Source organism: Nostoc sp. DedQUE08 (assembly GCF_034530895.1).
In the GTDB taxonomy this organism is placed as follows: Bacteria; Cyanobacteriota; Cyanobacteriia; order Cyanobacteriales; family Nostocaceae; genus Nostoc.
Window position 1 is genome coordinate 27,885 of record NZ_JAVRCD010000053.1, and the last position, 22,719, is coordinate 50,603.

A 22,719-nucleotide genomic window follows, 5' to 3' on the forward strand; every position below is an offset into this window, starting at 1 on the left:
GTTATGAAGATGGGGCTGAGAGGGCGCCTGTTTTTCTCCCACTTAGTAGTAATGATCGTGGGGGTAGCTAGTCTGGTGAGCATTAGCAAAATCTCTTCCCCCCGCTTGTTTGTCTTGCATTTGGAAGGATTAGAAAATCAGGGGTTCGACTTAATCGATGTCCGTGCTGAATTGGTTACAGGATTTGAACTTGCTTGGCAACGCAGCACTATTTGGTCAGTCTTAGTCGGTACTACCGCCGCCGGAGGATTGAGTTACTGGGTGTCCAGACGAATTATGCAGCGATTGACCGAGATGGAACAAATCACCCAAAAATTTGCTGCTGGTCAGATGGATGCACGACTACCTGTATCTGACATTCCAGAACTTAGTGGATTGAGCAGTAGTTTCAACCGAATGGCTGCCAGTTTAGAAGGTGTAGAAGCGCGGCGGCGAGAAGTGATTGGAGATATGACCCATGAATTACGCACACCATTAACTGTGGTGCGCGGTTATTTGGAAGAACTGGCTGATGGGGAAATTGAAGCGTCTCCTGAAATCTATCGGCGTTTAGCGAAAGAAACTCGACGCTTAGAGCGGTTGGTGAACGATTTGCAAGAACTATCCAAAGCAGAAGCCGGTTATCTACCAATTAATATCCAACGGGTAAATTTGCGTCCGTTGTTAGAGTCATTAGTGGAGAAATTTTCCGACCAACTATTGGAAGATGGGCCAGTTATGCTCTTGAAATGTCCATCTGTGCTACCTCCTGTATTGGCAGATGTTGACCGTACAGAACAGGTGCTAGTTAATCTGCTAGGTAATGCAGTTCGTTACACTAACGAAGGTTCAATTACCATTACTGTTGGGATTGACGCATCTCAACTCTGGATTGCGGTTAGTGATACAGGCATTGGTATCGCTCCAGAAAATTTGCCTCATGTGTTTGAGCGCTTCTGGCGAGCCGATCAATCGCGCGATCGCCATTCGGGAGGTACTGGTATTGGCTTAACTATTTCCCGCCGTTTGATTGAATTACAAAGCGGTCAAATTCAGGTAGAAAGCGAATTGGGAGCTGGTAGTACGTTTCGCTTTTTTCTGCCTTTGGCTTGAGACAAAACCTTAATATCCGAGGGATTGACACAAGCTAGTCATGGCTGTGTCATACCCAATTGCTAATTTGAAAGTATCCAAAATTCTAGCTTGTTGATGAATGCCAGGATTTTAGAAATGCATAGAGTGTAACATTATGTCTACTTTTATTTTGGCTGCTTTTTTGGTTAGTTTACTCAGTGCTTCAGGTTATGCTGCGATCGCCTACCTGTTTCCTCAAAATCGCTCATTAAAATAATTCGTAATTCGTAATTCGTAATTCGTAGTTAAAAATTGAATTACGAACTTGTACTGAGCGTAGCCGTTGGCGCAGCCTCTCGTAGAGAAGTATTAGTAATTAGTTAATCTCCTTTCTCAATAATTCTGGAATTTGAGAAGGACGTTCAGCTACTGTTACTTCCGCTTCTTTTAAAGCAGCTAATTTACTTTGGGCTGTGCCAAAGTCAGGATCGCGTCCGATAACTGTTGCTAAAGTCCCAGTTTGACGCCAAGTTTTTCCTGGTGGTGCAAGTCTTCCTGCAATGTAGGCAATTACTGGTTTATCAATTGCTTCAGCAATATACCGCGCTGCTGCTTCTTCACTACCACCACCAGGTTGACCAACTAAAACGATCGCTTCTGTGGTTTCATCCTCATCGAGAATTTGCAGCCATTGCAAAAATGAGGAACCGACGATCGCATCACTACCAATACTGACACTAATTGACTGCCCTAAACCTGCTTTTGTTAATTCGTAGGCAATTTCGTAGGTGAGGGTGCTGCTACGACTAACGATCCCCACTGTTCCAGGAGTATAAAATTCGCTGGGTTGAGTTCCTAAAAGAATTTTTCCCGGTACAATGATCCCCGGACTATTTGGCCCGATTACCAAAGTTTCACAAGCTTCGGCTTTGCGGAGTAATTGCACCATATCCAAAGGCGGCACACCAGCAGTAATAATAATAATCTGGCGAATATTAGATGCGATCGCTTCTAATGCTGCATCTAAAACATCATAAGGATCTACACAAATAATTGTGGTGTCAATTGCCCCAAATTGTTCTATTACTTCCTCTACTAAATCAAATACTGGCAGTCCATGCAATTCCTGCCCGCCGCATCCAGGATTGACACCAGCTACTAAATTCGTGCCATAAGCTTTCATTTGATCGACATGAGTGCTTGATATAAATTCACAAAAGCCTTGAATTAAAACTTTACTTTCTGGCGTTAGGTTCATAAAAAATTACCGTAAGTTTGATAACCCAGCGCTTTGAACTACTGGGCATAGAAACAACACATTTACAGTGTTGTATTGATTCAATTTTTACTGAAATTCCAAAAATGAGTCTGGAAGCTAAGTGTTCCAAAAGTGAGAAAACGCGCCCCTAGCTAGGAATATTCAGTTGGAATGTACTATATAATTTAGTCCCAGAAAGCAAAGCTGTATTTAATTTGAGCATCAAGTTCAACAATTTATACCCGACGGTAAAAACTAATAATTTTTGATTTTTGAATTGTCACAAAATGACATTCACTATCTTTTATTAGCCGTTGGTTTAGCAAGGAGAACTGCTGCTGCCACTGCCTCATCTAAATTTTCTACCACAACAAGCGCATCGGTGTGGGTTTTTAGTGTTGTCAAATATTTTCTCGCAGTGTTAAATTCAGAACCCGCAAGCCGGACAACTAAGGATGGAAAATTAAGCTGTCGCCGTTTACTACCATTAGAACGTACAACCTGTGATTGAAGTTCACTGTCGTCTTGCTGCACTACTCTAGCTATAACTTCAGCCACTTCCTCAGTTTGCGGAATGCTACCCAGAAAGTTAATTAGTATTACTTGAATGCTTTTATCAGCCTCCAGCATTTTCAAACCTGTTTCTAGGCGATCGCGGAAGGTAGTTGGTGTAGTATCTGTAAGGAAAGCATGACGTAGATTCAAACAAACACCTGGATTGCCACCAGCATTTGCAACTAAATCTAAAGTTGCCATCACTGAACCAGTACCGTTACCTAAAATACCGATTTTCCCATGCATTTGTACACCATCCCAGTCGCCCAAAATACCGTTAATTTCAGTAGTGGTATGACGACTGATAATTTTTGCTGCCATCTCGGCCAGATCGGGATGACGCTTGATCGACCGTTCGTTGACCCTGACTTTACCATTAAGAGCCATAACTTGACTAGTAGTACTGACTGCCAAGGGATTAATTTCGACTAAATCCAGGTCTTTTTGGACAAATAAGTGGTACATCTTCTCCACAACGCTGCTTACCGACTGCATCAGCGTTCCTTGCAAACCCATTTTCAAAGCCAATCGTCGGGCATAAAATGGTGAGAATTCCTGTTCCACGACAACGTAGTGCATTCTTTCCCCAGCCGATTCCCAATCTATATCTGCTTCTTTGCAACCTAAAAGTACCGGTCGGCAGGCAGCAGTATCTAAAACTACTGCTAGATAAAATTCTTGGTTGGCGTCGTATCTAGATTCTGCCAGTACAACTTCCGGCAATTCGCCCCAAATTGGTAAACTAAAGATATTTTGAGCAGCTGCGATCGCATCGATAGTCGTTTGGGCAAATCTGACTCCACCAGCTTTTGCCCGTTCCGCTCCGTGGACTTGAGATTTCAGTACAATTGGATAGCGAATTTTTAACCGTTTCAAATCTGTAGGATGGTCAATTCGTTGGGAAGGCAATACCGGGATGCCTATCTTCGCAAACCATTCTTTAACTTGGTACTCTAATAAATCCATTGATACACCTTGTATTGACACTTTCCAAGATTTTGGTTATTCCTGTCTTGATATTTTGCAGCACCTTTATTGCAGAATTAACCTTTTTGCAGCTATAAAAACTTATTTTTCACGGATCAATTTTATCGAATTCAGCAAATTCAGCATATTAATTTTGATAGTCAACTTGTTTGTGACAGGGCCACAACACATAATTAATCTCCTCAGTAAGTTTCCCAGCATAGAAGATAACTAGCTTTTTTGTCAAAACCCTCTGACATAACATCGTTTTCTTAACCTTTAGATAATTTGGTAAAAATTGTTCTGCAACTACCATTTTGCAAAGCAGTAGCTTTTGTGAGTTTAATTATCGCAAAGTAATGCAGTGAAAATACCCAAATCTTCTATTATTCCCATTTTTTATTTTTAATTTATATCTGAAGACAGATTATTTAATTTTGTATCTAGCGCTGTAAAAATGTATCGGCACGAACAATAATTACTTTTTTAATTTTTGGTGAAAAGTCAGAATTTGTGTTAGAAAGTTGGTCGTTCAGATTCTCAGGCTGTGGTTGATTAAACTGTGCATTTGCATTCAACAAATCTAAAAAGTTCATTTCATCCCCTTAAAGATAATCAAAACAATATAGAGTTCAGCGGGAAAGCTGTATGAAAGTAGCAGTCCAGCAGGAAGATTTACAGCTTTTAGCCAAAACTTTGCAAGAACAATTACTTGTAGAAGTCTCAACCGCTGAAGTCTTCGAGGTTAAGTGCGTCGTCAATAAAGGCGAGTTAATGATTTTAACGCAACACGCGTCAGATGTAATCGTTGACGCTCAACTAATTTTTGCAGTCATTGAGGAGGTACTTCAGTCTTTAGCACCCCACAAAGAGCAACGGGTACAATGTTTCCTCAGAGTTTTTGGCGAACAACTCCCTTATGCTAAATGTTTCTTGGCGTTGAAGCCGACGGGAGGATGGGTAGCAGAGGGAGATGAGGAAGTACAAAAAGATGAGGAAGTAATATTCCCCTCATCATCTCTGACATATTCTCCATTAATCAATGAGAGCGAAGAAGAAAAAGAAGAAGAACTGTTTGACCCGTTTGCAGATGTGCCGAATTTCTCGGCTTCAAAGCCAGGATTCCAGGTCAAACCTATCCTCTTGGGTGCAGCGTTGGTGGGAATTATAGTTTTAGGCGGTGGTGCTTACTTATTGACTCGCCCTTGCGTGATGTCTGAGTGTAAGGAAATACAAAACGCCGAGCAATTAAAAATAAAATCTCCGCAACTGATGCGCCGCGCTAAGTCTGAAAAAGAATTAGTTGCTGTACAACAGCAACTTACAGCAGCCAGCACAGACCTGAATGTAATTCCTAGTTGGTCGCCTCGTTACCAGCTGTCACAGGAACTAAAAGCAAGTTTATCTGGGCGATCGCAAAGAATCGATCGGGTGGTCAAAGCTTTGCAAACGGCATCTTTGGCGACACAAAAAGTTCAAACTCCAGCATCTAGCTTAGAGGAATTACAAACTAGGCAACACTTATGGCGACAGGCCATAGCGCCACTAGAAAGTATAAGTTCTAGTAGTGAACTCTATGGGCTGGTGCAGGGTAAATTACTGAATTATCGTGTTCGTTTGCACGCTGTAAATCAACAGATATTTATTGAGGAAAAATGGCTGAAAAAACTAACAATGGCAAAAGGTGTAGCTGTTGCAGCCGAGAAGCAGGAAACTGCTGCTAAATCCTTGAAAGACTGGCAAAAGGCGCAATCTACTTGGCTGGTGGTAATTAATGCCTTGAATACGATTCCCCGAAATAGCGTTGGATACCAAGAAGCCCAAAAGCTGTTGCTAGATTATAAACCTAAATTAGTATTAGTACGCGATCGCGCTACTAAAGAACAATTAGCTGTTAAAACTTACCAACAGGCCCTTACCACTGCCAAGCAAGCCAAAGTTTATGAACAACAAAAACAATGGCAAGCAGCGGCGATATATTGGGAGCAGGCTTTGCAAACTGCTAAAAAAGTTCCTCAAGATAGCTTGTACTACACTCAGGCTCAGTCTCTCCTCGAACCCTATTCGTCTGCGCTCAAACAAACACAAGAAAAAGTACAAGTTGTTAGTAGTTTGCAACAAACCCGCACTGACTTAGATAAGACTTGCATTAATGGAATTCGGATTTGCACCTTTAGCATAGACAATGCAGAAATTATTGTCCGACTAACCCCTGAGTATGACCAAATAAGGCAAAATAACTTCGCTAATCCTTATTCTCAGAATTCGGATACTGCTGTTGACGTTACCAATCACTTGCAAATCTTACGCGAAGCCCTAGCCGTAATTGGTGAAAATGCCAATCTATCCCTTTTTCTTTATGATTCCCAAGGTCAGGTAATTTATACGCGGACTTTAGGCGGGTAAGTAAAATACCGATTGAAGTATAAAGGATGAATTGTACATTAACTAATTATTTGTCAATTTAACAAAATACTGCCACAGCATTTCAAATACCTAAAACCCTGACATAGTAAGTATTATGTCAGGGTTTTTCTTATTTAAGGAAAATAGCGATCGCACTACTGGCTAAAAGTTACAGATTCTAGTGTACATTCGCACATTAAATGTCGCAATTTGCAAATCATGTCGCAACTGCCTTAAATCCCTGAAAGCTTTATCCTGTAAGGATTATAAACTATTTACTTACACAAAATTAGAATTTGCTCAATTCGCATATTAAATGTCGCAAATCCTGATTTCGCAAATTAAAGGTCGTTTATTAATATTTAACCATTTCGCAAATTGTATGTCGCATTCTTGGTCAATTAATGGTACATTAGTACAATAATTATTCATGAGTGTTTTTCACTCCAATGGCAGACAAACAAATTAAATTCACGGAAGAATCAACGCAAGTCCCAGATGCTATTTTTCTTGACAAGAATAATTTTGTTGTAGATCCATCCCAAATTATTCTGGAAACATCAGATAGGCATAAACTGGCATTTAATCTGATCCAGTGGCTTGCTGAATCACCAAATCGCATGATTAAATCTCAGAGAAAGCAGGCTGTTGCAGATACACTCAGTGTTTCTACTCGCCAGGTGGAACGTCTCCTCAAGCAATACCATGATGACAAGTTATCAGAATCAGCAGGAGTACAACGCTCAGATAAGGGAAAACATCGAGTCAGCGAAGACTGGCAAGAATTTATCAAAACAATTTATGAAAAGAGTATTAAAGACAAACATCCAATTTCCCCAGCATCTATAGTTCGCGAAGTAAAGCGACACGCGATTGTGGATCTTGGACTTAAACCAGGAGATTATCCTCATCCAGCTACTGTTTATCGAATTTTAGATCCCTTAATCCAACAACATAAACGGAAGACAAGAGTTAGAAATCCGGGTTCGGGATCTTGGATGACAGTTGTAACAAAAGATGGACAGCTACTGAGGGCTGACTTTAGTAACCAAATTATTCAATGCGACCATACTGAACTGGATATTCGCATAGTTGATAGTGATGGTAATTTATGGTCTGACCGTCCTTGGCTAACTACTGTTGTGGATACTTTTTCAAGCTGTATTGTTGGTTTCCACTTATGGATCAAACAACCAGGTTCTACAGAGGTGGCTTTATCCTTAAGACATGCTATTTTGCCCAAGAAGTATCCTGAAGATTATCAGCTAAATAAAGTTTGGGAAATATGCGGGCCTCCTTTGCAATATTTTTTTACTGATGGTGGAAAAGATTTGGGATCAAAACATCTAAAAGCCATTGGGAAGAAACTAGGATTTAAGTGTGAACTACGCGATCGCCCTCCCGAAGGCGGTATTGTAGAACGGCTTTTTGGAACTATTAATACTCAAGTTCTCAAAGATTTACCTGGTTATACAGGATCAAATGTTCAGGAACGCCCCAAAAATGCAGAGAAGGAAGCGTGTTTGACAATACAAGATATAGACAAGATCCTAGCTAGTTTCTTTTGTGATATTTATAACCATGAACCATATCCCAAAGATCCCCGCGAAACAAGATTTGAGCGCTGGTTTACAGGAATGGGAAGAAAACTACCTGAACCTTTGGATGAGCGAGAATTAGATATCTGTTTGATGAAAGAAGCGCAACGAGTTGTTCAAGCGCATGGATCTATACAGTTTGAGAACCTGATTTATCGAGGAGAATCGCTCAAGGCATATAGAGGTGAATTTGTAACGCTGAGATATGATCCAGACCATATCCTGACTTTATATATCTACAGCTGCGAAACTAATGATAATGGAGAAGAATTTTTGGGTTACGCTCATGCCGTCAACATGGATACCCATGATTTGAGTATAGAAGAATTGAAAGCTTTGAATAAAGAGCGAAGTCAAGCTCGTAAGGAGCATTTTAACTATGATGCCTTATTAGCATTAGGTAAACGGAAGGAACTTGTAAAGGAACGTAAAGAAGACAAAAAGGAAAAAAGACGCTCAGAACAAAAGCGTCTACGTTCAGCTTCCAAGAAAGTCTCAAATGTTGTTGAACTGAGGACAAGTAGAGCTAACGTTTCTTCAAACAAAGATGACAAACTGGAACTCTTGCCAGAGAGAGTTTCAAGGGAAGAAATACAGCTTCCGAAAACAGAACTGCAACCAGAAGTATCTGGTCAAGCTGACACTCAAGAGCAGGAGAGACACAAGCTGCTTATCCCTAACCGTAAACAAGATTTGAAGAAGATTTGGTAATTTATGGCGCGAGCGCAACTTGCTATTCAGTCCTCCGTTGAAGCCCTAGCTCCTCAGTTAGATTTAAATGCCCAACTTGCTAAAGTCGTTGAAATTGAAGAGATATTCAATAATTGCTTCATACCAACTGATCGTGCTTCCGAATATTTCAGATGGTTAGATGAGTTGCGGATACTGAAACAATGCGGTCGAGTAATTGGCCCCAGAGATGTGGGGAAAAGTCGAGCGTCTCGTCACTATCGCCAAGAGGATAGGAAAAAACTTTCCTATGTCAGAGCTTGGTCAGCATCGAGTTCCAAGCGTCTATTTTCGCAAATTCTTAAGGATATTAACCACGCAGCACCAACAGGTAAGCGGGTAGATTTACGTCCAAGATTGGCTGGTAGTCTTGAATTATTTGGGATAGAACAGGTCATTATTGACAATGCTGAAAATCTCCAAAGAGAAGCATTGCTAGACCTCAAGCAACTTTTTGACGAATGTCATGTTCCTGTCGTTTTAGTTGGAGGACAGGAGCTAGATAAAATCTTGGCAGATTTTGATTTGTTGACTAGCTTTCCAACACTGTATGAGTTTGACCGCCTAGAATACGATGATTTTAAGAAAACACTAAGTACAATTGAATTCGATATTCTGGCTCTGCCTGAAGCTTCTAATTTATCTGAGGGAATTATCTTCGAGCTTCTGGCAGAAAGTACAGGTGCGCGAATAGGATTGCTAGTCAAAATACTAACGAAGGCAGTATTACATTCACTCAAGAATGGTTTTGGCAAAGTTGATCAAAGCATTTTAGAAAAAATCGCTAGTCGCTATGGCAGAAAATACATTCCCCCTGAAAACAGAAATAGCAATAAATGAAGATTATGAGATTCTGCCAAGGTTGGGCTATGTTGAGCCATATCCAAATGAAAGCATCAGTCATTATCTGGGACGCTTGCGCCGATTTAAGGCTAACAGTCTTCCTTCAGGATATTCTTTAGGAAAAATTACTGGTCTTGGTGCTATCACAACGCGATGGGAGAAGTTTTATTTCAATCCCTTTCCGAGTCTTAAGGAATTAAAAGCTTTGAGTAAGCTGATTGGTGTGGAGGTCGAGAGGTTATATGAGATGCTGCCACCAAAGGGTATGACTATGAAACCCAGACCAATTCGGTTATGTGGTGCTTGCTATGCAGAAGCTCCTTGTCACCGCATTGAGTGGCAGTTTAAGGAGAAAATGAAGTGCGATCGCCACCAGTTGGGTTTATTAACAAAATGTACTAACTGTGAGACACCATTTCCAATCCCTGCTGATTGGGAGCTAGGGGAATGCACCCATTGTTCCCTGCCTTTTGCAAAAATGGTGAAGCGTCAGAAGCGCTATTGAAAAAACTCTAAATAAGAAAAAGACGTGATTAAGTTCACGTCTCCAGGTAATGGAAAATTAATGCATGAAACTTATTAGGCTACATCTGCTACTAGCAAACCATTGACAGCGACGATGAAAATCTGTGCTAACTCAGGAGTGTTACAACAAGGTCTTTCATCTCTATTACAGGGTTGTGCTACCCATTTGCCCTCAAAATTTTGATAAAAAGTTCCGAGAAGCTGAGAACCATACCAAACTCGGTACATTTCTCCAAGATCATCTGGCACTGAGTCGATTTCAATTTCTGGTGCTACTGCATCAGCTAACTCCTCAACGTATTCCTCAAACTCGGATTGTGCCAAACTTTGGTTATCAAATACTTCTTGTGTAATCATGTGAATGACCTCATCAATGGGGTTGCACAAAAGGCGATCGCAGTCTCTTCCCGGAGTGGCGATCGCTTTTGTTTTTTCTATAACCTAATCTACGTGACACGTAGATTTACGTCAAGTGTAGATTAATAAAATTTAGAATGTTATAAATCTACTTTTAAGCATAGATACTGATAAGTAGAGAAATCTACGTCTAGCAGCTACTAAACTGAGGATGTAGTGATATGCCTTTGGATAAAGTGATTCGTTGGAAATTAAATGAAGTGATGGCGCGAAAGCGGGTTAGAAACAAGGACTTGGCAGAGGTGCTAGGGATAACAGAAAATTCGGTTTATAGACTTCGCAAGGTTGACGAGATGCCGCGATTAACACCAGAACGCTTAAACGGGATTTGCAGGGCGTTGAATTGTCAGCCTGGTGAGCTTTTGGAATATGCCCCGGATGGTGGTGATGATAAAGTTGTTTCTATTGTTGATGTGGCGTAAGTGCGATCGCCACCAGTTGGGTGTGACAAAATGCACTAACTATGAGGCACTCTTCTTAGTTCTCGCAGATTGAGAGCAAGGAGAATGTCCACATTGCTTTTTACTTTTTCAAAAGATGGCAAAGCGTCATAAATCTTCTTAAAATCAACTGCTTTAGCCTTTCATTTAAATTTGTCTCTGTATTCATATTGCTTCTAACAAAAATAGGAACGGAATACTTAATATTCCGTCCCTGTTTGAAGATGTATTTTACTTTTACTTAAAAAACCAGCAAAGGTAAGATAGAGTTATCTTCTATGTTTCGTCGCGTCAACCAGTACAAAAGTGTAACCAGGAGCAGAAGTTGGTGGAAAGGGTTCTCCCCTAACAACCGTAACTTCATATCCTGTGTTTCTTTCCAGTGTGTCAATAACTGCATATTGACCACTAACCTGAGCTAGTTGACCTGGATGATATTGCATAGGAAAACCTCCTTGTAAAAAAGGAAAAAACAACCAGCATGGGCTAAGTGGCGCTTGGCTCATGCACTAAAAACTATACTAGCAGATGTATTTATTTTTGCGTTTTTGAATACGTTTTATTTAAATATGAGTGTAATTGGACAGTTTACTAGACGAGAGACAATGGAACTGACTGGGGCAACTTCCAATCAGTTGCAGTATCTTGAGCGTTCAGAGCTGATCAAACCTACACGGGAATGGAACGGTAAGAAAAAGCCTGAAGTTTACTACAGCTGGCAACAGGTTTTAGACATTAGAGCAATACGAAATCTCAGAGAAACTACTTCGCTTCAAGTTATTCGGAAGATTTTAGATTTCTTTGAAGAGTATCAAATCAATAAAAGCTTGAGAGATAAGCGGATAGTAGCGATTAACGAAGAGGTTTTTTGGATAGATCATGATTGGTCAGATTTTGCCGAAAGAATTTCAGTGCTTAAGGTAGGAGATCGACGTGGTAAAGGAATTGGTCAGTATACACTGCTAGTTGTCCCAGCTTTACGAGATATTGTTGATGAGATTTGGGACATAGCTAAACAATCCAAAGTAATTGACATTGAAGATTTTAAGCGCAGGGCTAAAACAGAGCCTAGCAAGGCGGCATAATCCTCTTACATCACTCTCTCCAGAGAAAAAACAATAATTATTGGTATACAAGACTTTCAGGTAAAACAGATGATTCTAAGCATAATGTTAGAAAATAAAGCTCCAAACCCAGTTTCTGCGTGTTGTTTAAAAGCTGGCTGAGATTTTTCTTTGACTAAAGTGATGGAAGAGTTTGAATTTCAGTTTACTTTAGCCACTTAAATTCGATTACAAACTCTCCAAGATGGCTAGATATGTTTGCCAATCTTCATCATGTCGTAAGACAAGGATATGGTAATTGGTGTTGTATTTGAGATTATCCCGTTCAATTTGGTCTTGCTTGCGTTTTTCAGGGCTGTCATGAACTGAACCGTCGCAGAAAACAGCAATGCAATCTTCTTTATAAAGAAAATCTGGCTTACAGTTTGACTCTGGAATCAATTTTTGTGCAGTATCGGGTAATTTATATCCCCGGTGATAAATTTCATCTAGAACTATGCGTTCAAATTCGGAATTGGGGTCTGTTTGTTGCAGGAGTTGTTGATACTGTTCATCACGGCATATTCCTTCTACCTGCACTGTACTGTTTTGCAGTTCGTCAAGTAAGGGTTTGATAAGATGACGATTTATCAAAGCATGGTCGAACTGGTTGCGGTAAGAAAGTAAGCATTCATAGCAAGCTTGGATACAGGTATCTTTAGGTTCTTTGAAATGGCAGATATCTAAAGCTGCATCGGCTATTTTTTGAAAAGCATTAGGTTTTTCTAATAGTTGAGAAAGAACACCTGCACCGCCTTCCGTAGCCTCCCAGAACAGCAAATATTTTCCGTCTCCCAGGCGTTCGGAGTCGAGTTCGTCGGCTTCTAACTTGTACACTGCTTGGATGGCAGTTTCCAAGACATATTGGAGGGTGGCAATAAAAGCTTCTCTTTCGTCTGTGGGTACACCTAATGGTTCAACAACCAGAATATTGCAGGTGTTGTTCACCATTAAGTTAACGTCGCCGTGAATGCTATCTTTTGCTGAGTCGTTTTTGGCATCGCCCCAAATACCAGTTTTGATATCGAGTTTAAATCCTCGTTCCTCGCTTTTTTTCTTATTCAATCCGCGATTAATATGCCAGATGTCTGCCGTAGCGCCATAGGTTAAACGTAATAATTCTGTACCATCGGCAGTCTGTACTGTTGCTGATTGGCGTTTTTGCTGGTCGTAACGGAAATGGGTGGTGATGTTGTAACCGTATTTCAGGCGTTCTTCTTCATCACAGGTAATGCGTTCTCGTCTCCAAGCGATCGCAGTTTTCATTGATAATAAGCGTGTAAGTAAAGCCTTATTATTGTTACTATCGACAAGTTTTGCCCCGCAGTTCTCACAGGTATCGCGGTGACTGGTTGCCCCTTCATGAAAATAACCGCATTTAAAGCAGACATTTACCCGTTGATAGTCAGCACCGCCAACAGGGATTTTGGTTTTAGCCACCATAAATTTACTACCCTCGTAGTAAATAACATTACCAGGAGCAAATTCTCTCAAAGCTACGCTGCGGAGGCGGGAAATAAATTCGCCACTTTCTTCTGTGGGAATAAATGCCCGGACTGGTAAGCGGGGGAAGTTAAACCCAGGTAAAAATCCCTCGGCAGCAAAGTAACGATAGGGGTAAAATTCAAACTGATTATTGCTTTTGCCTTGGACTTGTCCTACTAGCAGGTCAATTTGTCGCAGTGCTTCTTTTTCTTGGGCTTTAGCGATATCTCGTTCTTCTTGGGTTGCATAGCCTCTGGTATAACGACTTGTGCTGTCGCGGGCTTTGTCTAATTGTTCAACTGCATCTTTGTATAGTCTACGCCAGCGATCGCAAGCTTGATCAAAGGCATTATCTGCATTTTCTAGGGTAAAATGTAACCAATTTTCCGAATACCAAGAAGTTTTGTTCAGATCGTTTTGGCAGAAAGTATCAGATAAAATCAGTTTTGTAGCTGCTAAACATTTGGCTAATTTTTCCTGACTCATCTTGATTTTCTGAGTCACATCTTCTTTTAGCGGACAGTCCGGCGAATCTAACTCCAGAATTTGGTTCATGGAATTTTCCAGGTATAAGCCAGTGTGTGCTAGCCAAATTGAATACACATGAGATTTAATTAAATCCTGGTTTGCTAGTTCTAATTTGGGCGGGGCGACGACACCAGCAACCATTTGACTTTGACGTTTAAAGAAATATTGGTCGTGACCGCTACCAATGGAGGCATAAGTAATTACTAAAGCTTCCTGTCCACTTCTGCCAGCGCGACCACTGCGTTGGGCGTAGTTGGCTGGACTGGGGGGAACATTCCGCAGATGGACAACGCTGAGGTCGGAAATGTCTATCCCCAATTCCATTGTCGGGGAGCAAAATAAAGTTGCTAATTTGCCATGACGGAATGCGTCTTCTCGTTTCTGGCGGTTTTCGTTTTTTACCTGTCCGGTATGTTCTCGCCCTTCTAGTGCTTTAATTTGATGAGCGTTAGTTTGGTAGAAGTCTTGAAAAAATTGGTTGACAGAAGTATTTCTGTCGCTACCCTGCAAGCGACGCGAGGTTAAAGGGTCGGGGGGAATTTCAGTTAATTTTGAGGCTACCCAGACCATTGAATTAATTTTTAGTTGGACTTCTTCTTCCTTCTTGTATAAGTAACCTGCATCTGCTAGAGCATTTACCAAAGCATTAATTAATTGGTTATAATCTGACTCTGATAAAGGTTTTTGCAACCAATTCCATGCCCGATTAGAACGCAGAAAGCGCCCGATTTCACCACGAAATGTCAGTCTAATTGTATTTCGCCGTGATTTTCCTTTTTTCTCCGTGGGGCTGAGGCTTGCCCAACTAGCTTCGTGTAAATATTCAAAATTATCAATTGTCCAAGGGTCTTTTAGTGCTTGGGATACTTCTTTTTTCAGTTGTTCTGTACCCTCTCGTTGTAAAATTTTCGCATCAATTACCAATTTTTTTCTGAGGTGGTCGAGGAAGGTTTTAACAACAAAATATCTTTGTGACGGTGAGGCTTGCAGTAAAATTGGATGGCGGTATTTTTGCCAGAGTTGAGTATTTTCACAAGTCGCTAATAGTTCGGCATATTCTATAGTTAATAGACCGCATTGTTCTAGATTTGGCTGGACAATTCGCCAACCGCGACGCAAATCTTCGTATAGCCGATATTCAATTAAATTGCTAAAAGCTTCTTCATTCTTGCGTTTACCAAAGCCAAATTCTGCGGCTTCGATTGCATAATCTGCTTGAGATAAACCCATCTGTTTGACAACTTCCGCCGCAAGTGCTTTGTGAGTTAACTTTTCATTTTCTTGAATAGCACTATTCAAAGCTGCCCGTAAGAAACTGGTTTGGACAAAATCATTGAAATGTCCTGCCTGTAATGAAGCATCCTGACGGTTATCAGTAAAGCTGAGGATTTTTGCGGCTTTGGCTTTCTCGCCAGTGAAAACTTGCTTGAGGCGACTGACGGTAGAAAGACAAAGTAGAGTTGTTGCGGTACTGCGTCCTTCACTACTTAGGCGAGAGAGTTTGGTAAATTCGTTTTTCTTTTGGTCGTACAATACACCGCAGTGGAGACAGGTAAGAAAGGGTTTAGGAATAAACCAACAGGTAGTTCCCTGTAATACAGAATTTATGACTTTACCGTTGGGTAAAACTTGCAGTTTGTGGGGAATAAAAGGTGCATATTTCTTTTCGGGAATACGCCCTTGCCTTTTAGTTTCTTTAAACCATGAGTCAGGAAGTCTCTCTTCGTCTTCTTTATCCCAAAGTCCGGGTTCATCAAGGGTTAGATAGCCTTCCTTGATATCTTCATTGTCAAGACTATCTAAGGCTGTGGGTAATTGGGGCAGTACAATATCTTTTTCAGAATCGTAGCGTACTACATAATAATCCTGTCCGCATTCCCGACAAAAGACGAGGGGATAAAGCAGGCGGTTTTCGGTGGTTGTGTACTGGCCTTCCAGGGTGAGAAGTCGTTTGTCTCGATTTTCAATGGTGGCGTAAACGCTACCCCCTTGGGAAATAAACTGATGCAGGCGGAATGCCAACCCCTTAGTTTTGCTTCCCCAAAGAAATATCTGTTTGAGGATATTTAAGCAAGTTTCCTCGTTGAGTTGGGTTTCATTTGCGAGTTGATTTGCACCTGTTTCTAGGGTAATGGGTGTGCGGCGGACGAGATGTCCTTGTTTGTCTTCTAAACCAAAGTTCATCTCTACCCAGTGGCTAAGGGAATGCTGTTTAAAAGCGTCTAAGGTTTGTTCGGACTTTGGAGGTAAACCTTGGGTAATGCTTTCCCGCAATTTTTCGGTGGTGGGTGCAGCACTTTTGATAGAACGTTCTAAAGTTTCATCGATGACGTTGCTGGGTTGAATTTCTACGCCGAATAATTTACTAGCAACATCTGCGACTACCTGACGGCGTTGCTGGCGGGAACCTTCGGAAGACATGGTGGCGCTAGTGCCAATACACAGAAGTTTCTGGCCGCAGCGTTGCCGAAGTTTGCGAATTAAGATGGCGACATCTGCACCTTGCCGTCCTCTGTAAGTATGCAGTTCATCTAGTATGAGAAATTTTAAATCGGGGGATGCTACTAATTTATCTTCGTGAGTGCGAGACAGCATTAACTCTAGCATCACGTAATTTGTGAGCAAAATTTGGGGCGGGTTATTTTGAATTTCGGTTTTCTTCTCTAGTTTTTCTTGCCCAGTGTACTTTTCAACGCAAATATGGGTGTTAGGTACTTGTTTGAGAAATTTTCTTAATTCTTCTTCTTGAGAATTAATTAGGGCATTCATGGGATAAACCAAAATAGCCCTAACTCCTTTGATTTCAGGATGGTGTAGCAAATCATCAATGATGGGTACAACATAAGTTAGGCTTTTACCGGAACCGGTTCCTGTAGTGACAACGTAGGGTTCTTGACGTTGTGCTGTTTCAAAGGCTTCTTTTTGGTGGTAGTGGAAGGTAAAAGGTTTACCATCTTGTGAAAAGTAGCGTGTACAGTCGGGATGGAGAACACGTTGCTGTACTAATGTAGTGACTGATGCGCCTGGACGATATTTAGGGTTAAGTTGCACTAAAGGGTCAGTCCAGAGTTGACCTTTTTCTAACTCGTTATCGACAAATGCTTTTACTTTTTCGTCGCGGATTTTAAGGAAGCTTTCAATATAGCGGCGGTAGTCGCCAATTACTTCGTTGCGAAAATTAAATATATCAAGGAATTGAGAATTGGTAGAAGAAGATGAATTAGTCTTTGCTGGTACTTGAGGATTTGTTCGACCGAAGCGTTGGTCAATCCATTCTCGAAGTTGGTGATTAAAGGTTTGAGTAATAGTAGAAAATTCAAAGATTTCTGCAATTTCTTGTATATCCCAATTTTGAGGAATACTTGTAAATAGCAAAGTTAATTGTTCTGGTGTAACAGCTATTACTCCTGTACAATCTAGGAATGCTAATTTTTGACTTAATAAATTGCTAATAGGTAAAATTGCATTTTCAGGCTGCTGTAATAATTCCTGTAGTTTTATAATAATTTTCATAAAGTTTGATTCTAGATTTTAGTAGAGAGGGTGCGTTAGTTCGTTAACGCACCCTCTCTACTATATTTCCCGTTATAGAGACGGAAAATAACAAAATACTTATTGTTCTTCTGCAATTTTTCTTACTTCTTCTACATCTATCTCTAATGATTCAGCAATTTCCTGAATGCTTAGTCCTCTCTTCAGTAATGCTGGTACAACTTGTAACTTAGTTTTTTTCAGGATACTTTGATAAAAAGCAGTTTTTTCTATATCTTCACCTAAGTTAAGCATGGTTTCTATTTCCTCCAGGGTCATATCTGGAAATTTGTAAACAACAACGGTTTGGATAAATGCTAACACTTTCAGACGTAAGTTTTCATCAGTTAACTCTTCTCTTGCTTGGTTTATAAGTTTTTTGGCAATAGCCGGAGTTTTTCTTGGAGTTTCTACAAATAATTTTGTAATTCCTATCCCTATAGAGTCATCTGTTTCGCTGTTAAGCTCGTTAAGGTAAATACGACGCACATGATGTTCTATCAAAAACTGATAACGTGGGTGGGGTAGAGTTTCATTAATACGTCTGTCGTAAATAACAATTGCATACCATTCGTAGTTTGCTGGTTTATATTGACGGAAGTAAAGGAAAATTTCACCAAAAAGTCGTTCGTAGAATTCTTCATCTTTGTATGTTTGGAGTTCTACAAAATATAATGGCTCATTCTCAAAACCTGCAATCGTGGAAAATAAACCATCTAATCGGAAGCTTTTTTGTTTAATTTCTAGTGCAGTAAATTCATAAACATTAGGATTGGTGTCAGGCTTGCCAATTAATTCAAAAAATAATTGTGGTAGTTCTCTAATTAGTTCGTAAAAAATTGCATCTGTTTTCATAATTACTAATTACTAATTACTTAAACATTCTATCCCATGCCTCTAGGACTAATCTTTGGGTGCGATATTCGCCAAATTGCTTGATTTCATTATTCTTCAACACGCGAAATGTTTCGCTGGGGAAGAACGGGCAGTTGTTTTAAAATTGTATAAGTTAAATGATTTCCACCTATTTTTTGACGTGTTATATAGTCAATAAGTAAACTGTTTAAGTTAGCAATTAATAAACATGGATTGGAGCGAGAAGTAAATCCTAATGCAGGTAAACTGCGTGAGGCTAAAAATTTAGGAATAATTGTAGTAACACAAGTTCTTTCATTTGTAGCGCCAGTTATATCTCGCCAAACTAATAACCATTTATGTGTATATTCGGAATATTTATCAAATAAGCTTTCTGCGAAACTGCGTTGCAAATGGTATCTGTGAACTAGTTTAAAATCTTGATTTGATTTATCTTTATCATTTACTGCTTTTGCTTTACCATCGATTAAATCTAATTGTGGAAGTCCTTCAAAAGTTGCAAATCTATGGTCATATAACCATATCAGTTTGGCTTCATAGAGGGGAATATCACAATTTTCTTCCTTTTCTTGCCAGGGGAATCTTATATTTTCTGAATGATCTCCTAAATCAACTAGTCTCATATAAAAAGTATTCCATGTATTTTTAGACTGGGTTTCATTCTCCAAAACAGGAAAACGCTGATAAATTTTCTTGGTAAGTTCAGCATCTTGACTAGTTCTAAAAATCGGACAAGTTAGTGTATTAGGATTAATTAAAGCAATATCTTGAGGTGAAAGCTGAAATAGACGAGATTGATTATCTAATTGTTTTGGTTGAGTTATAAAAAAGGCAAACTTACTCTGTTTGATTGGTTTACCACTCATAGCCAGTAGTGAAAATTTATAACTACGATGTACCGCAGTAAATAAAGCTTCTCGATTTTCAAAATCATACAGACTTGCTAAAGCTTGTTTCTGCGTCAAATCTCCAAAAAACATTTTACAAGTGTCATCAGTTGCAATTCCGGTAGGAACAATTACCCCAACTCTTCCATCAGAAGAAATCAACTTTCTCGTAGTCTCAGCAAAAATAGCATAAGTATTGATATCTCCCACCGCAGTTAAAGGAAATCTACCCGACTCCCGAATAAATTTACCTTGTGCCTCAGCATCATGTTTCGCATCTTCAAATGCTTGTGCTAACTCAGGATTTTTATTGGGTAATTCCTTAATTAACTTCTCCCGCGCTGCTTTATTTACAGCGTTAGCAATTTCCGCACTTTTAGAAGTAAAAAATTCTTTCTCTTGTAACTTAATCCGTTCCCAAGGCGGATTACCCAATACACAATTAAATCCACCTTGTTCAAACACTTCAGGAAACTCTAAGCACCAGTGAAAAAAGTGTTTTTCTTCAGATAATTTATTCGCCGCATCTACAACCTTATTTAATTCGTAGTTCGTAATTCGTAATTCGTAATTATCCTCTGATTTACGATTTTTTTCTACTTTTTCACGCTTTAAACGGTTTAATGCTTCAGTTGTCGGTAGTAACTGTAAATGATGTTCAGTTAATGACATAAAAAATGCTGCTGTCCATAAGTTGCAAGCAGAATATTTCAACCACCAACTAGGTTCTTGCAGATTCTCTTTATATTGCTTTTGCTTATCTTTAACTTGTTGTGGTGTGGTTTCAGGAATTACCCCCAACTGTCGCCACATTTCCGCATAATCTACGCTATCAGTTTCTAACTTCTCACCAATTGATAGTTGTCCTGCTTTATCTCGTTCGTTTTTGTTCCGTTTCTTAAGCTGTGTAGATAGTTTTTTATCATCACCTGTTACTGGCTTAAACGCTTCATCAGGGATTCCTTCATTCAAACAACTCAAATCCATCACACCCACAAGGGAATTACCACACTTAATTCTGTGGTCTAAAAAGTTAAGAGGGAAGCCGCGAGAAAAGCCTTCAATCCATAAGGCTACTTTGCACAAATCAACAGCTAAGGGGTTTAAATCCACCCCATAAATGCAATTTTGAATAACATCTCGAATCGCTAACTTTAAAGGTTCACTACCTGGTTCAGCTTCCCCAGTGCGAATTTTAGCTAATTCCTTTCCTACCCGACGTGCTGCGGCTAAGAGAAAATGACCGGAACCACAGGCGGGGTCTACAATTTTGAGGTCGAGAAGTGCTTTTTCTAATTCGTAATTGCTTTCTGCATTCCGAAGCTTTTCTTTTGTACTACGAAGTTTTTCTTCGATTACAGGTTCTAAAGCTGTTTTTATCAGTTGTCCTACTAGCTGCGGTGGCGTATAGTAAGAGCCAGTAGTTTTCCTTTCACTACCAAATACTAATTTGAATTCGTAATTTTTAGGAGAAATTTCTGGGTGAAAATCAAGGAGACTTTCATATACACTACCCAATTCTTCCACATCCAAGGCAGCATAATTTACCCGTCGTAATTGCCCCTTATTTTGATATAATGATAACTCCCGAATCGCTACTAGCAAATCGTGATTATCAATAGCACAATCATCTAAAGCTGGTAGAGTATACGAACCAAATAAATCGCCATTTAATGGTGATAATCCTAAATATTTTCCCCGCCAATTTTCATCAAACAGCAAGAATGTAACCCGCAAACCCTGCCATAAATCTTGAAAGCCTTCCCGCCGCCAATGGGGACGCTCGGCTAACTCTCGCAGTCGCTCAATGCTGTAATATTCTCGGTAGATTCGTGCTTTCTCGACATCTTCACCAATTAATAAATTGCGAGACTCTGCCACCATCAAAAACAGCAGACGATAAATCAGCCGCAACAGTTGGCGATAATATCCGATATCTGTTAATTCTGTACCAGCAGCAAGCTTCTGCCGCAAGTTTTCATTACTGGGATGTTGTAGAAAACCAGTGCCTAGCTGTATTAGTGCTTTTTCTACCCCATCTCGGAGTCTGTCGCGTACCCGTCCACCCTGTTGCAGTGCTTCTTGGTGGTAATATTCCAGCAAGCACTTATCGGCATCGTCCATACCTTCAGGCAAGCGTGAACGGTGAAACAACCGATAAAATAGCCCAAATTCGGCAAAGTTCTCACCGTTGAGAATCTGTTCTAAGTCAAATTCAACGTAGGTAAGACGAGTCATCAAGGAAGAGTCGCGCAGTAACCGCCAGCGAAAACCGTTAGTTGCGATCGCCCACAAATGTTCCGTCTTGTTAAGATACTCCTGCACCAGTGCGTGTGCTGATAACCTGGGTGTGCCACTGGGAGGACGATGATCTACCTTGATGCGACAACCAATAATGTGGATTGGTGGCTTGTTTTCGCCTAATTCCGCACGATGAGAAATCGCATAGGTTTGTCCCTCCACGACTTCGGCTTTTGCAGTGTAAACAGGGTTATATCCGAGACTTCGTAGCAAGGGAACTACCCACAGTTCGCGGGTAACGCTGGTAGCGGTATCATCTGCATCTAACCTGTCTAATTGCCGTTGAAATGCAACCCAATAAGCTTTAGCATCACCCCAAGCGATCGCAATTTCATCTGCTAGCTTGTCAGTTTTCGTAAAACCAAAATCCTCTGGTGCTTGCCCTTTGATATTACCTGCCAGCAATTCGGCAGTAATATCGGCTGCTAGCAAATTCCCTTCAATCTGAACGCCTGCTAAAGTAATCCTTGCTACACTCATCTGTCACGCACCTAATATTAAAAATTGTCTAAAAAATTACGAATTACGAATTACGAATTACGAATTACGAATTTTTCCAGGCTGGAGAATATAAACCCCTAGAATATCCATTGGTAGCTGGGGTTTAACCTGAATCTGTCCTTCTTGGGTGATGGATCTGACTCGCCGATGGGATTGGGAAAGAGAATGCGATCGCTCTCTAGCAAATAGTTCTAAATCAGACTCAATCTCTGTAATTTTGCTGAGTAACTCTTCAATTTCCGCTTGTTTGATGCCTAGAGGCGCATCACCCACAGGGTTAGCTTGTTCCAGCAGAGATTTTGCATCCTCTGGTATCAGCCAGATGGGATTTGATGGAGGGCCTGTAAATCCAACTACTGCACACTCTTCCGCCAGCAAACTTTGGTGTTTGGGACTGTTTAACAAATGCCGTAGCCGCAATAACAGCAAAGTCGTGCGCTTGGTGACAGTATCCGTCGTAGTAAAACCGCACCGTGCTGCTACAGGTTCTTGATTATTTGAGAGTGCATCTTCAATAATGTGACGCGCTAAACCTTCTACCAAAGGGTGATTCCGTCCTACATATTCCACCCCTTCTGGTGCAGGGTTTAACGTTTCCGTCATCGTTTCTCTGTATTTAAGAGTAGGCAGCAAAGGATAGGCAGTAAGGATTGATTTCTTACTACCTGCCCTCTCTAAAGTGCCAATAGATATTATTTGTAATGTTTAATCGGTAAC

At 40.4% G+C, this 22,719-nt stretch carries 16 protein-coding genes; 7 read left to right on the forward strand and 9 right to left on the reverse strand.

What is annotated here, in order from left to right:
* The first annotated feature begins 3 nt into the window (after positions 1–3).
* Complete coding sequence (locus RMY64_RS27825; RefSeq protein WP_322701697.1) at positions 4–1,092, forward strand: HAMP domain-containing sensor histidine kinase; 1,089 nt, start codon at positions 4–6, stop codon at positions 1,090–1,092.
* A 337-nt stretch (positions 1,093–1,429) separates the two neighbouring features.
* Here RMY64_RS27825 and RMY64_RS27830 read toward each other — a convergent pair whose 3' ends face one another.
* The 3 genes from RMY64_RS27830 to RMY64_RS27840 form a co-directional block, all read right to left on the reverse strand.
* Positions 1,430–2,311 (reverse strand): CoA-binding protein, encoded by an 882-nt coding sequence (locus RMY64_RS27830; RefSeq protein ID WP_322674512.1) that lies wholly within the window; start codon positions 2,309–2,311, stop codon positions 1,430–1,432.
* Between the two features lie 297 nt (positions 2,312–2,608).
* Positions 2,609–3,832, reverse strand: a complete 1,224-nt coding sequence (locus tag RMY64_RS27835; RefSeq protein ID WP_322674513.1) for a succinate--CoA ligase subunit beta — start codon at positions 3,830–3,832, stop codon at positions 2,609–2,611.
* A 443-nt stretch (positions 3,833–4,275) separates the two neighbouring features.
* Positions 4,276–4,428, reverse strand: coding sequence for a hypothetical protein (locus tag RMY64_RS27840; protein ID WP_322691057.1), 153 nt, complete (start codon positions 4,426–4,428; stop codon positions 4,276–4,278).
* A 52-nt stretch (positions 4,429–4,480) separates the two neighbouring features.
* Between RMY64_RS27840 and RMY64_RS27845 the strand changes: the two genes are divergently transcribed.
* From RMY64_RS27845 to RMY64_RS27860, 4 genes are all read left to right on the forward strand, one after another.
* Positions 4,481–6,238 carry a hypothetical protein gene (locus RMY64_RS27845; protein ID WP_322701698.1) on the forward strand — a complete coding sequence of 586 codons (1,758 nt, stop codon included), beginning with the start codon at positions 4,481–4,483 and terminating at the stop codon, positions 6,236–6,238.
* Positions 6,239–6,687: 449 nt separating this feature from the next.
* A complete protein-coding gene (locus tag RMY64_RS27850) occupies positions 6,688–8,547 on the forward strand; it encodes a transposase (protein ID WP_322701699.1) in 1,860 nt (619 codons plus the stop codon).
* Positions 8,548–8,550: 3 nt separating this feature from the next.
* Positions 8,551–9,405, forward strand: coding sequence for an ATP-binding protein (locus RMY64_RS27855; protein WP_322674517.1), 855 nt, complete (start codon positions 8,551–8,553; stop codon positions 9,403–9,405).
* Positions 9,359–9,913, forward strand: coding sequence for a TniQ family protein (locus tag RMY64_RS27860; protein ID WP_322674518.1), 555 nt, complete (start codon positions 9,359–9,361; stop codon positions 9,911–9,913). The genes RMY64_RS27855 and RMY64_RS27860 overlap by 47 nt, the downstream gene beginning before the upstream one ends.
* A gap of 74 nt (positions 9,914–9,987) precedes the next feature.
* Here RMY64_RS27860 and RMY64_RS27865 read toward each other — a convergent pair whose 3' ends face one another.
* The gene (locus tag RMY64_RS27865; RefSeq protein ID WP_099100424.1) at positions 9,988–10,290 is read right to left on the reverse strand and encodes a hypothetical protein; all 303 of its coding nucleotides are present in this window, start codon (positions 10,288–10,290) and stop codon (positions 9,988–9,990) included.
* Positions 10,291–10,511: 221 nt separating this feature from the next.
* Between RMY64_RS27865 and RMY64_RS27870 the strand changes: the two genes are divergently transcribed.
* The gene (locus tag RMY64_RS27870) at positions 10,512–10,772 is read left to right on the forward strand and encodes a helix-turn-helix domain-containing protein (RefSeq protein WP_190895668.1); all 261 of its coding nucleotides are present in this window, start codon (positions 10,512–10,514) and stop codon (positions 10,770–10,772) included.
* A 287-nt stretch (positions 10,773–11,059) separates the two neighbouring features.
* On the opposite strand, the gene RMY64_RS27875 is transcribed toward RMY64_RS27870, so the two are convergent.
* Positions 11,060–11,233, reverse strand: coding sequence for a hypothetical protein (locus RMY64_RS27875; protein ID WP_322701700.1), 174 nt, complete (start codon positions 11,231–11,233; stop codon positions 11,060–11,062).
* 126 nt (positions 11,234–11,359) lie between these two features.
* Here RMY64_RS27875 and RMY64_RS27880 point away from each other — a divergent pair, with 126 nt between their 5' ends.
* On the forward strand, positions 11,360–11,875 hold the full coding sequence (locus RMY64_RS27880; RefSeq protein ID WP_322674520.1) for a MerR family transcriptional regulator: 516 nt from the start codon (positions 11,360–11,362) through the stop codon (positions 11,873–11,875).
* Positions 11,876–12,082: 207 nt separating this feature from the next.
* Here the strand turns inward: RMY64_RS27880 and RMY64_RS27885 are convergent, their stop codons facing one another.
* The 4 genes from RMY64_RS27885 to RMY64_RS27900 form a co-directional block, all read right to left on the reverse strand.
* Complete coding sequence (locus RMY64_RS27885; protein ID WP_322701701.1) at positions 12,083–17,419, reverse strand: DEAD/DEAH box helicase; 5,337 nt, start codon at positions 17,417–17,419, stop codon at positions 12,083–12,085.
* A 99-nt stretch (positions 17,420–17,518) separates the two neighbouring features.
* Positions 17,519–18,292: an Rpn family recombination-promoting nuclease/putative transposase gene (locus RMY64_RS27890; RefSeq protein ID WP_322701702.1), complete on the reverse strand. Its 774-nt coding sequence runs from the start codon at positions 18,290–18,292 to the stop codon at positions 17,519–17,521.
* A gap of 89 nt (positions 18,293–18,381) precedes the next feature.
* Positions 18,382–21,981 (reverse strand): Eco57I restriction-modification methylase domain-containing protein, encoded by a 3,600-nt coding sequence (locus tag RMY64_RS27895; protein ID WP_322701703.1) that lies wholly within the window; start codon positions 21,979–21,981, stop codon positions 18,382–18,384.
* A 57-nt stretch (positions 21,982–22,038) separates the two neighbouring features.
* On the reverse strand, positions 22,039–22,605 hold the full coding sequence (locus RMY64_RS27900) for a hypothetical protein (protein ID WP_322701704.1): 567 nt from the start codon (positions 22,603–22,605) through the stop codon (positions 22,039–22,041).
* Positions 22,606–22,719 lie beyond the last annotated feature (114 nt).